7 protein-coding genes are annotated in these 11,879 nt (G+C 43.1%); all 7 read right to left on the reverse strand.

The genetic code is table 11. The features are described from left to right. Positions 1–24 precede the first annotated feature (24 nt). Genes V6M43_RS12825 through V6M43_RS12855 form a run of 7 tightly spaced genes read right to left on the reverse strand, consistent with a single transcriptional unit; the run spans position 25 to position 11,875 of the window. Positions 25–3,447 (reverse strand): ThuA domain-containing protein, encoded by a 3,423-nt coding sequence (locus V6M43_RS12825; RefSeq protein ID WP_332735846.1) that lies wholly within the window; start codon positions 3,445–3,447, stop codon positions 25–27. A gap of 10 nt (positions 3,448–3,457) precedes the next feature. Beyond that, positions 3,458–5,035, reverse strand: coding sequence for a GDSL-type esterase/lipase family protein (locus V6M43_RS12830; protein ID WP_332735848.1), 1,578 nt, complete (start codon positions 5,033–5,035; stop codon positions 3,458–3,460). 52 nt (positions 5,036–5,087) lie between these two features. Continuing rightward, on the reverse strand, positions 5,088–7,811 hold the full coding sequence (locus V6M43_RS12835; RefSeq protein ID WP_332735850.1) for a family 78 glycoside hydrolase catalytic domain: 2,724 nt from the start codon (positions 7,809–7,811) through the stop codon (positions 5,088–5,090). 29 nt (positions 7,812–7,840) lie between these two features. Next, entirely contained in the window at positions 7,841–8,230 is a 390-nt protein-coding gene (locus tag V6M43_RS12840; RefSeq protein ID WP_332735851.1) for a Dabb family protein, read from the reverse strand. Between the two features lie 17 nt (positions 8,231–8,247). Further along, the gene (cysS, locus tag V6M43_RS12845) at positions 8,248–9,747 is read right to left on the reverse strand and encodes a cysteine--tRNA ligase (RefSeq protein ID WP_332735852.1); all 1,500 of its coding nucleotides are present in this window, start codon (positions 9,745–9,747) and stop codon (positions 8,248–8,250) included. Between the two features lie 56 nt (positions 9,748–9,803). Then, positions 9,804–10,940 (reverse strand): endonuclease/exonuclease/phosphatase family protein, encoded by a 1,137-nt coding sequence (locus V6M43_RS12850; RefSeq protein ID WP_332735853.1) that lies wholly within the window; start codon positions 10,938–10,940, stop codon positions 9,804–9,806. An 8-nt stretch (positions 10,941–10,948) separates the two neighbouring features. Continuing rightward, a complete protein-coding gene (locus V6M43_RS12855) occupies positions 10,949–11,875 on the reverse strand; it encodes a rhomboid family intramembrane serine protease (protein ID WP_332735854.1) in 927 nt (308 codons plus the stop codon). Positions 11,876–11,879 lie beyond the last annotated feature (4 nt).

Here is an 11,879-nt window from a genome sequence, read left to right on the forward strand (position 1 = left end):
GGATCATTCAATTTTTATTGTTACTTATTTTGAAACCAATCTGATCGATTGTAAGGCTATTGTACTTGATTCTTTAGCATCCACAGCTTTGCTTACAATGTACAGGTCATGGAATTTGCCATCAGTAACCGGTTCAACCTCAAAGGTCAGGATTGTACCACCGATGCCACCCTCTGCTGGCGAACTCAGCCCTCCTTTCAAAACTGCTTCGCCAATCTTTTTCCCATCAGGCGAATCTAACCTGATTTCAAAACCGAAACCTGCTTTAGAAGCCACCTGCCATCCAATCGTTAGCATGAGAGCATTTACACCAGTCAGGTCGAGGCTGTCTATACTAAAAGAACCACTATCCTTAGGTACTATCAATAGATTCATACCATTATATGTCATCGAAGAATACTCCTTTAGATTAGTCGCCGCCGAAAAATCCAGATTGGGGCTCCTTAGCACTACAGCATCTGACCCTGTCATTGGCTTCACATTGTTTCCACCCTTATCGGTATAGGTGGCGGATAATACAAGTACTCCATTGTCAACAGGTTTCTTGCCCAGTGTAGCATTAACAGTTCCACTCGCAGGAAGCGATTTAGCTGCCTTGTTATTACCAGTAAGTGTCTGAATCCAGGAAACTATCTGGCGGGCTTCATCAGGCTTCATATCGGGATGCGCAGGCATAGCAACTTCACCCCAAACACCAACACTTCCTTTGAGGATCTTATTGGTTAGATACGCTACCGCATCTTCTTTCTTTTCATATTTGCGGGCCACATCTAAATAAGCCGGACCAATTGATTTTTCGTTCTCCTTATGACATGATTTACAATCTAACGATTGCACAAGACTCTTGCCAATCATAGATTCTGATACCACCTGGTGACCGAGGTTGGCACCTGCCTTATCTGAACCTTCTATATAATCTGCAGATACATATAACCCGGACAGATCAGTTGCGGCATTAGGGTCGTCCCGATCATTGATTTCCACTTTATATCCAACCAGTTTTCCAGGGAAATAAAATGATCGGTTACCTGTAACAGTTACCAATACCTCGGGCGTTTCATTACCTGCATACACATTTACCGGATTGCTTTTTACCGACTCCTTTTTATCATCGGCAACAACCACTGTAATATCGAAATCTCCTGCCTTCTCATATATATATTCAATACGTGGTTCTGTCGTTTCTTTTTTAACGCCATTACCAAGATCCCAGCTATAGGTCAGCTTATCATTTTCAGGATCTTTAGCCACAATAGTTGCAACTACTTTGAATGGAACTGCACCTGAACGCTTGTCAACTCGAAGTGCCGTCAATTTTGGCGCGCGGTTGCCACCATTATAATCAATCCTGGCTAATCCTGCATCCGGATTCTTACTGAACCAGCCACTACCATATTCAAGCAGATAGAGTTTACCATCTGGTCCCACTTCCATATCAATCATGGAGTTGAACCGGGTATTTTCCATGAAGGGTTCCATTTTATCAAAATCACCATTAGGTTTCATGGTCACTGCTTTTACCCATCCCCGAATCCAGTCATAGATGATCAGCTTCCCATTATAGTATTCTGGCAATCTTGTTTCTTTAGGATACATATCTGTATAGTATACCGGGCCTGCCATTGCATTTCTTCCACCTGTTTTCACTTGTGGAAATTCGGGGGATGCTCCATAGGGATACCATATAAATGCCGGTTGGGCTGCAGGTAATTCCTGGATACCGGTATTATTGCGTGAACCATTTACTGGTTTTGCCGGATCGAAAAGTGGACCAGTTTTACCCGTTGCATAATCATATTGGTGATAGGGAATATTATTAGCTATGAAAAGCGGCCAACCGAAAAACCCTGCTTTTCTTGCCTGGTTAACTTCATCATATCCTCGCGGTCCCCTGATGCCCATGCTATCATTACTGGCATCCGGACCAACTTCTCCCCAATACAACCAACCATTCTTCTGGTCAACAGAAATACGATAAGGGTTTCTATTGCCCTGTACATAAATCTCCGGCCTCGTTCCTGCCTGGCCTTTTGGATAAAGGTTGCCATCCGGAATTTCATAAGTTCCATCTTCACGAACACGTATCCGGAGAATTTTTCCCCTAAGGTCATTGGGGTTGCCGGAAGTTCGGCGTGCATCATACTGCTCATGGCCCGGACGGTCATCCAATGGGGCATAACCGCGATTTACATACAATTGATTTGGTTCATCAAAGGGCGTTGAGTTATCTCCTGTTGAGAGATAAAGCAAACCGTCTTTGTCAAATGCAATGGAGCCGCCAGTATGGCAACAGATCTCACGTTGTGAATAAAATTCCAGGACTATTTTTTCGGCGGTTAAACTATCGCCATTAAATGTAAATCTTGAGAGCCTGTTGACTGATGTGTCTATGGGCGAGTAAAAAATATAGACATGCTTATTCTTACTGAAGTTGGGATCTGCTTTAATACCTAATACGCCCTCTTCAGCATTCACCCCCGGTGTATTGGTCTTCCAGTATACATTAAGAGAAAGGGCCTGGCTTACAGTGGAGTCTCCATTTTTGTAAAGAAGGATCTCTCCTCTTCGTTGCGCAATAAGGATATCCAGATTAGGTAATATGGTCATTTCGGTAGGCTCAAAAAAATGCCCGGTGACCAACATCGTTTTTGTAAATCGATCTTCGGCCGGCACATGATGGGTCTTTGCCTTTGAATAATCCAGTTTATTGTTTTTACCGATTGCATATTGAATTCCTCCAAGCATATGTTGCAGAAACGCTTCTTCCTTAAAGGATTCTGAGGTGTGGCCAAGTGCAGTATAAAAAGCCCTTCCCCCATCAAATTCATGATACCACGACATGGGATGATTATCACCATTCTTACCACCCTTATAGGTAGTTTCATCAATAGACATCAGCACCTTAACTTCCTTATTGAGATTTTTGAAACTATACCACTCATCTGTCCTCTTCCATTTTTCAGGCAAATGCTTTGTTGAATTATGTGTGCGATCAGTAACATTCAACACGGCCTCCTGGATGGCCGGATGATCAAGAAAATATGCCCCAACCATCCTGCCATACCAACCCCATTCATATTCTGTATCGGCTGCTGCATGAATTCCAACAAATCCGCCGCCCGCCTGGATATACCTTTCAAAGGCAGCTTCCTGGTAATTATTCAGTACGTCTCCTGTTGTACTTAAAAAGATGACGGCTGCATATTTATCCAGACTGTCTTCCGTGAACCATTCTGCATTTCGGGTAGTATCAACATCAAATCCATTTGCAGCACCCATTTGTTGAATGGCTGCCATCCCATCAGGGATACTCTGGTGGTAAAAACCTGCTGTTTTTGCAAATACAAGAACACGCGGCTTGCCCGAACGACCAGAACAAGCTGGCACACTGAAAATAACAAATGCAATCACGAGAAACATGACTGATGAGAGGACTGCTCTGATCATTGAATATATTTTATTTTGCCTTTAATGCAGTTTGAATTGCCTTTTCTACAAGAGGTTCCATAATCTTGTATCCGGCAAGATTTGGATGAATACCATCATCTCCAAGTGAAGCCTTCAGGCCATTCCTATCATCAACCATTGCAGAAAAATAGTCAACATAAATGCTGCCGGAACGCTGTGCATAGGCCTTCAGCATTTTATTCAGTTCCACAACTTTCTGTGCAGGCTGAAGACCCGGCCTCCATGGAAAATCATATGCAGGTAGTACTGAAGATATTATCACGCGGATGTTTGAAGCTTTGGCAAGCTCTGCCATAGAAACAATATTTCCATAAATGGATTCAAGTGTTGCAGCTCCCGTATTGCCAGCAATATCGTTTATACCTGCCAGTAATACTACTACACCCGGCTTGAGGTCTATCACATCCTGCCGGAAACGCAGTAACATCTGCGGTGTAGTCTGACCGCTGATTCCCCTGTTGATATACTGCCGGCCACTAAAAAAGGCACTGTCAATATTTTTCCATCCCTCAGTTATTGAATTCCCCATGAATACAACTCGATCCTTTGGCACCACCTTCGCCCATAATTTATTATCAGCCTCAAAACGCTTAAGATTGGCCCAGTCATTATGAAAGCCCTCTTCACGTGCTACTTCATTCTTTTTCATCAGCTGGTAATTAGAGTTGGCCATCCAGCCCTTTGGATTAGGTGGCCATAGAAGGCCTCTTGCCCCAAGCCAATCCGCAAACCGCTCTATCCAGGTATCCGTTGGAATTTCCTGGGTACGCAATCCAAAACCATGACCCCCTTTTGAATACATATGCAGTTCAGCATCCTGACCCGCCGCCATCCAATTATTATAAATGCCAACACTATGTGATGCTAATCCCAACTGGTCATCTGATGCTGCTACAATAAATGCAGGTATTTTTTCAGTGGGAATCTTTCCCCCGATCATTTCCCCTACATAAGCATAAATGGGAGCGATAAAGTCTGGCCGGTTTGATGCATTGGAATTTTGCGTAACTGCCATCGTTACCGTGCCTCCTGCAGAGAATCCCATGAAACCTATTCTATTGGGATCAATATTGTATTTTGATGCATTGTTTCGAACATAAGCAACCGCTTCCAGGCCATCTTTGATTGCCAATGGAAACACTGGTGCTACATCAGCTCCGAATTTTTCCGAGTTTCCCATCTTCTCCATTACTTCCTTTGCAGGCTCATCCGTAAGACTCCTGACTACTCTATACTTAAGGACAAAACATGTGATCCCTTTTGCACTAAGCCATCTGGCCACATCAAATCCCTCACTGTTGATAGAGAGTGTATGAAAAGCACCCCCCGGTGCAATAATCACAGCTGTTCCGGTATTATAAGATGATTTTGCAGGAACAACTGTTAGAGTAGGATCCACTACATTATAAACCACAGGTGTATTAAAAACATTGGTATCTTTTCTGCCTTCCTGCCATGTCCAGCTTTCAGAGCCGGGTGCCTTACCAGGATATAACCTTATTACCTGTTCCTGGGCAAAGGAAATAATACCCCATAGTAATAAGGGTAAAATCAACACTTTTTTCATACAGCAAGAAATTTTAGAGCTATAAATATAACCATTGCAGGTTGCTCTTCTGCTATTTGATTACTGTAAGATTATAAATTCCGGAACCAAGCACCAACCCGGTACGGCCACCTTCGCTTGAATTAACTTTAATCCTGGAAGCGGAAAGAGGCTTGCCATTTTCAAATATTTTATCTCCCGGAGCCTCAGGCAGATAAACTGTGGCACTAGTATTTGCCGGTATTTCAAAGTTGTAAGTGGTGCCGTTTGCATCAATCTTCCATTCACTCGACAATTGACCATAATTTGTTTGCAACACAGCTTTGGCATGGCTTAACCCACCACCGATATGTGGCTTGATGCTAATTTTTTTATAGCCTGCAAATCCCTCCTCCGTATCAAGACCTGCTATTGTTCTGTACATCCAGTCACCGATAGCACCATATGCATAATGATTGAAAGAATTCATTCCGGGTGTCTGAAAGCTACTATCCGGCTTTTGTCCATCCCATCTTTCCCAGATGGTTGTAGCACCCATTTTTACAGGGTATAGCCATGAAGGATAACTCTCCTGCATCAATAATTTAAATGCCTGTTCAGTTTTTCCAAACCTAGTAAGTACATGGCAGAGATAGGGAGTACCAAGGAAACCAGTTGTGAGATGATCACCATAATTACTGATATTCTCTGAAAGCCTGTCAGCAGCCTGCTGCCTTATTCCTTCAGGTAACATATCAAAATGCAGGGCCAGCACATAAGCTGTTTGAGATGAAGAAACCAGCCTGCCTGATGGTGTTACATATTCCCGGTTAAAAGCCGCTTTAATTTTATTTAATAAAGCAGTATATTTTTCAACATCCGCGCTTTTACCAAGCACTGAAGCTGCGTTAATGACCAACTGTGTGGAGTTCGCATAAAAACATTGTGCGATGAGGTATTTATCCGTAATGGCTGATCGGCCATCATTATCATCATCTGGTCTGTAAAACAACCAATCGCCAAAATGAAAACCTTTATTCCAAAGATCATCCTTGCTATTGGCACTCATAAAACCCACCCATTTTTCCATGCTGGCATATTGCTCCGATAAGGTTTTCTTATCACCGTAGGCAAGATAATTCTGCCATGGAATGATAGTAGCTGCATCTGCCCAGCCTGCTGATCCGGATGCATCCTTACCCAATACATTTGGTATTACAAAGGGCACTGATCCATTATCGAGCTGGTCAAGCGCCAGGTCTTTCAACCATTTGGAAAAGAAATTATTTACGCCAAAATTGAATGATGCCGTTCGGTAGAAAACCTGTGCATCCCCCGTCCATCCCAGCCTTTCATCACGTTGCGGACAATCTGTTGGCACATCCAGAAAATTTCCTCTTTGCCCCCACTGTATATTATGTTGCAACTGGTTTATCAGGGCATTGGAACTGGTGAATTCACCCGTGGGTTTCATATCGCTGTAAAGTGTGATCGCCGTAAAATTTTCTGGTTTTATTTCTCCGGGATACCCTTCGATCCTGATATACCTGAATCCCTGGAAAGTAAAATGCGGTTCAAATATTTCTTCATCGTCACCACCAAGGATATATATATTCTCCTGCCTGGCAGCGCGTAGATTGGTGGTATAAAAATTTCCTGCCTTATCCAATATTTCTGCGTGATAGATCTTAATGCTATCACCTTTATTTCCTCTAACCTTTACTTTTACCCAGCCCACCATATTCTGGCCGAAATCAATTATTTTCTCACCAGAAGGTGTAGTGATCATTTTAGCCGGTTTGAACTCTTCCTTCTTACGAATGGGTTCATTGAGGGTGGCTACCAGTGCATGTTCATAAGGCAAAGCTGAGATAGCCGGCTTCCAGCCAGCATCATCAAACCCCACCAACTCCCATCCTTTTTGATCTAACCTGTTATCAATTGTTTCTCCATGATAAATCTCAGATGATCGGATACGGCCGGTAGATGTTTTCCAGCTTTCATCTGATATTACCGACGCCTTGCTACCATCTGTGTAAGTGATATCTAGCTGGAACAATAGGCCAATGTCCTTGCCATAATAATTCCTTTGTCCCTGGAAACCAATATTCCCGCGGTACCAGCCATTGCCCAGCGTAACAGCAATAGCATTTTGACCCTGCCGAAGCATATCGGTGATATCATATACCTGGTATTGAAGGCGCTTGTTATAGCTTGTCCAACCCGGACTTAAATAAGCATCTCCCACCCTGGTTCCGTTTACCTTTGCTTCATACATTCCTTTGGCGGTGATATAAGCTATAGCTGATCGGATTTTTTTAGCTGTTTGAAATTCCTTCCTTAGAAGTGGACTGGGTTGATCTGAACTACTGTCGGCCACTCCCCCTATCCATTTTGCTTTCCAATCGGATGCCTCGAATAAGCCGGTATGCCAATTGGCAAACTCCGACCATTTAGACATCTTTCCTTTATTATCCCATACCCTTACATGCCAGAAATATCTGGTGCCGCTCTTTAAATTCTCTCCCTTATAGCTCACAAATACTGAACTATCCGAATTTACTTTTCCTGATGTCCAGGCTTTAGCTCCTTTTGGTGATCCTGTAAAAACCTCTATTTCATAAGCAGTTTGTAAAATATCCCTGTCTTTGCCTTTTAACTGCCAGCTAAAACGGGGCGCAGCAATATCAAGGCCAATTGGATTAGCAAGGTTTTCGCATCGGGTATTCATTACAGTTACCTGTGCAAAAAGAAGCTGGCTACAAAGCAGCAGCAGGAGCATGGAAACAAATCCACGGGAGAAGTAATTCAACTTCATAAGCAAGCATTGTTAGTTTAGTAAGGCAATTATTTATCTGCCCAATAGTCTATCACCAGAACCTTATCAAGGTGAGGCTTCAACACTTCTACAAAAGCAAGATGTGAAGGGTGTGGCAGGTATACTTCGCGATCGGCTTCTGATTTAAAAGTCACAAAAAAACAATGGGTGAAACCCTGGTTAAGATTCTCCGGACTATTATTCTTTCCCCATTCAAAAGAATGGACTTCTTTGATGCGTTTGGGCAATGCACGGAAAGCCTCTTCAACTTTCTTTACATCCCATTCACTACTGCTATCGGTAAACTTAAATAATACTACATGGCGTAGTAACTTTTCGCTATTGGCTTTCTTTTCCTGGGCATTTGCCAAGAAACTGAAAAAGGTCATGGCCATGAATAGGCCGAGCAAGTTTTTCATCCGCTATATTTTAAATGTTAAGCAAAACTCACACTCACTCCGCCATCTTTCTCATCCTTCAACAGAATTCCAAGTTCCTGTAACTGGTTGCGGATCTTATCTGATGTGGCGAAATCTTTACGGCTTTTAGCATCCTTACGGATATCAATCAGCAATTGCAACACACCATCCAGTTTGCTATCCTCCCCACCACCAGCAGCCTGTTCATCCTGCAATCCGAATATATCTTCAAGGTATGATTTGAAAGCCTTCCGCATTTTTTCAATAGTTCCCTTTGATAATGCATCGCCATCAATATGTTTGTCCCTGATACCATTTATGACGGGCACCATTTCAAACATACTGGCCAGCACTTTGGCAGTATTAAGGTCATCGTTCATAAACTCATCAAGTTCCTCAACCAATTTAATGCATCGTGCATCCAGTTCTGCATCTCCGGCATCAGCACCACCGCCTTCCATCTCATTAAGCACTTTATAGGCATCCCATAATCTGCGCATTCCTTTTTGGGCGGCCTGCAGAGCTTCATTGCCGAAGTCGAGTGTACTCCTGTAATGCGTTTGAAGTATAAAAAATCGAACGGTCATGGGATGGTAGGCCTGTTCCAGTAATGGATGCGAGCCGCTGAACAATTCAGTAAGCTTGATAACATTGTTGTAGCTCTTACCCATCTTCTTTCCGTTGATGGTTATCATGTTATTGTGCAGCCAGTATCGTGCAGGTACTTCATGATTACAGATAGTGCTCTGGGCGATCTCACTTTCATGATGGGGAAACTGAAGATCCATTCCACCTCCATGAATATCAAAATGCTTTCCAAGATATTTGGTGGCCATGGCTGAACACTCAATATGCCATCCAGGGAAACCCTCGCCCCATGGACTATTCCATCGCATGATATGTTCGGGCGGCGCGGCTTTCCACAAAGCAAAATCCTGCTTGTTACGTTTTTCATCCTGCCCCTCCAACTCACGGGTGGTTTCGAGCAGATCATCCATTACCCTACCACTCATCTTTCCATAGGGATATTCTTCTGCATACTTGCGGACATCAAAATAAACTGATCCATTCTTCTCGTACGCATAGCCCTTATCAATAATGGTGCGGATCATATCTATCTGCTCTACGATATGTCCGGTGGCAGTTGGCTCAATGCTGGGATCAAGATTATTAAATTGTTTCATGGCCCAATGAAAAAGGTTGGTATACTTCTGCACCATTTCCATTGGTTCGAGTTTCTCGATCTGCGCTTTCTTAGATATCTTATCTTCTGCTTCGCGTCCTTCTTCTTCAAAATGTCCAGCATCGGTTATATTCCTTACATATCGCACCTTATAACCGAGATGCATAAGGTAGCGGTATAATACATCAAAAGTAATAAAGGGCCTTGCGTGGCCCAGATGGCTCTCACCGCTTACTGTTGGTCCACACACATACATGCCCGCATAACCCGGTACTATTGGTTCAAATACTTCTTTCTGCCTGGTATAGGAATTATAAACTTTCAATTCGGACATATTAATATCGATTGCTTGCAAAAATAATAGGATAACGATCTTCTAAGATAATGATTTCAATCCGGCAACAGGAGGTCAGCTATAACAGGGAAATGATCGCTAAGGGAGGGATGTGGATTACGACACTGCAATACCCCGATTTCCTGACTTGTCATGATATAATCGATCCTTAAAGTTGGACTCAGCGCCGAATAGGTTCGGCCAATACCAAACCCTCTTCGGGTAAAAGCATCTTTGCGGTCGCCCTTGATCCGATGGTAAACAAAAGAATTTGGAACATCATTGAAGTCGCCGCAAATGATTGCCGGATGAGGGCTTGCATCCAGTTCCTTTCTTATCATTTCTGCCTGCTGCTGCCTGAAGCCATAGGCATTCCGAAATTTGAGGAAGATGTCACGTGATTTTTCAATAGTTGAATCTCCTCCCTGCTTTATCTCTTCAAATTTCCTGAACTCAGCATTCGTAAATAATAATGATTGGAGGTGCGTGGTAAATACCCTGACCATTTTACCATTAACGGCAATATCAACATAGATGAAACTTTCATCTGCCTTCTGCTCGCGGGGACCACCAAACTTTCGCCGGTGTGTTTTACGGATAGGGTATTTTGAAAATATGGCTATCCCATGTTCATAAACCCTGTCGGGCCGGCGATGATCCATTGCATAATAGAAATACCGGTAACCAAGGCTATCCCTGAAAAAGGGAATATTCTCATCAAAAAGTTTCCTGTCATTGGTTTCAAGGAACTCCTGCATACAAATGATGTCAGGATTTTCCTTCCTGATATATTCAAGGATCTGTCTCCGTTTTGATTTCCCCGACCTTGGTCTGCCCCTCATTTCATCAAAACGTGCAACATTCCATTGCATCACGCGGAGCGATGATGGTTTTTTTTGCTGGCTCTGAGGGGTAAAAGGGTGGAAAGCAATAAAAGCATTAATGGGCTTCCAGCCAATTGCCATAGCAGCCAATGGCAACAGAAACCATTTAGAACGAAGCACGATCCAGAAAATCAGCATTGCAGAAATTGCAAAAAAGAGGAAGGCAAAACCCACACCCAATAATGCAATATACCAGTGCTTGCCAGGCTCAATAAACCACGCAGCACATGATAACAGGAATAGGACCGTTATCGCAAAAGTGAGTAGAACAAATAACCTTTTGGTAAGGCTGCGGAGCATGGAAGCCATCACCGAATTTACAACTCATCTTCATTTGCCGCCCGACGCAGTATGTCTTTTTCTTCATCCGTTAGCATATGGTAACCTTCAACATTGATCTTATCAAGGATCTGGTCGATCCGCTGTTGAGTGATATTAGGATATTTTTTAAAGGGTGGTTGCCCACTCACTTTATAAAAGAAACTATCCTTGTTGTTTTTCTTTCGGGATGGTTTCTCGGGATTGAAGAGATTATCAAACCAGTCGAACAGGTTGTTAAGCCATAAACTCCAGTCGCGGCCCCGCCTCATTTGGTAAATGAACATAAATCCAAGTGCACCACCTGCAAAGTGGGCAAGATACATAGCCCCATTACCTACCGAGATGGTGGCAAAATCAATGATAACATAGAGCGATGTCAATATCCATAAAGGAATGCCTCCATTGATCATCGGGAAGATCCTGTAATCGGGTGAAACAGTTGTAGTGGCCACGGCAACTGCCATAACTGAAGCGTTTGCACCTAGCAGACTTGCAAAGCCAAGGTCGGCCTGTAAACGAGGAAAAATATAATGTGCAAGTACAAAAGCGAATGCCCCTGCAATACCACCCCAAAAATATACTGAAACCAGCTTGCGGTTGCCGGTAAGATCCTGCATGATATAACCGAATAACCAGAGCCATAGCATATTGGCTATAACATGCATCACCCTTTCATGGGTAAACATGAAGGAGATGATTGTCCAGGGACGGTATGCAAGTTTATCAATATCTGCGGGGAGAATAAACCAGCTAAAAACACTGCTGTAAAAAGCATCAATATTAAGATCACTCAGCAGGTAGATTACATAAATGAACTTAATAAGTACAAATAATACTGCATTCACCACCACCAGGTTCACCAGTGCATTCCCATCGGCACCCAGCAGAATACCGCTTCTACGCTTATCTTCTTGCACATTCATAGCC

It is taken from the genome of Flavihumibacter sp. (assembly GCF_036676075.1).
Lineage (GTDB): Bacteria > Bacteroidota > Bacteroidia > Chitinophagales > Chitinophagaceae > Flavihumibacter.

What these genes read in the sequence shown, in the direction of transcription:
- V6M43_RS12850 (WP_332735853.1), bottom strand. Translation starts at nt 10,940, where the DNA reads ATGGCTTCCATGCTCCGCAGCCTTACCAAAAGGTTATTTGTTCTACTC.
- V6M43_RS12855 (WP_332735854.1), bottom strand. Translation starts at nt 11,875, where the DNA reads ATGAATGTGCAAGAAGATAAGCGTAGAAGCGGTATTCTGCTGGGTGCC.
- V6M43_RS12825 (WP_332735846.1), bottom strand. Translation starts at nt 3,447, where the DNA reads ATGATCAGAGCAGTCCTCTCATCAGTCATGTTTCTCGTGATTGCATTT.
- V6M43_RS12835 (WP_332735850.1), bottom strand. Translation starts at nt 7,811, where the DNA reads ATGAAGTTGAATTACTTCTCCCGTGGATTTGTTTCCATGCTCCTGCTG.
- V6M43_RS12840 (WP_332735851.1), bottom strand. Translation starts at nt 8,230, where the DNA reads ATGAAAAACTTGCTCGGCCTATTCATGGCCATGACCTTTTTCAGTTTC.
- V6M43_RS12830 (WP_332735848.1), bottom strand. Translation starts at nt 5,035, where the DNA reads ATGAAAAAAGTGTTGATTTTACCCTTATTACTATGGGGTATTATTTCC.
- cysS (WP_332735852.1), bottom strand. Translation starts at nt 9,747, where the DNA reads ATGTCCGAATTGAAAGTTTATAATTCCTATACCAGGCAGAAAGAAGTA.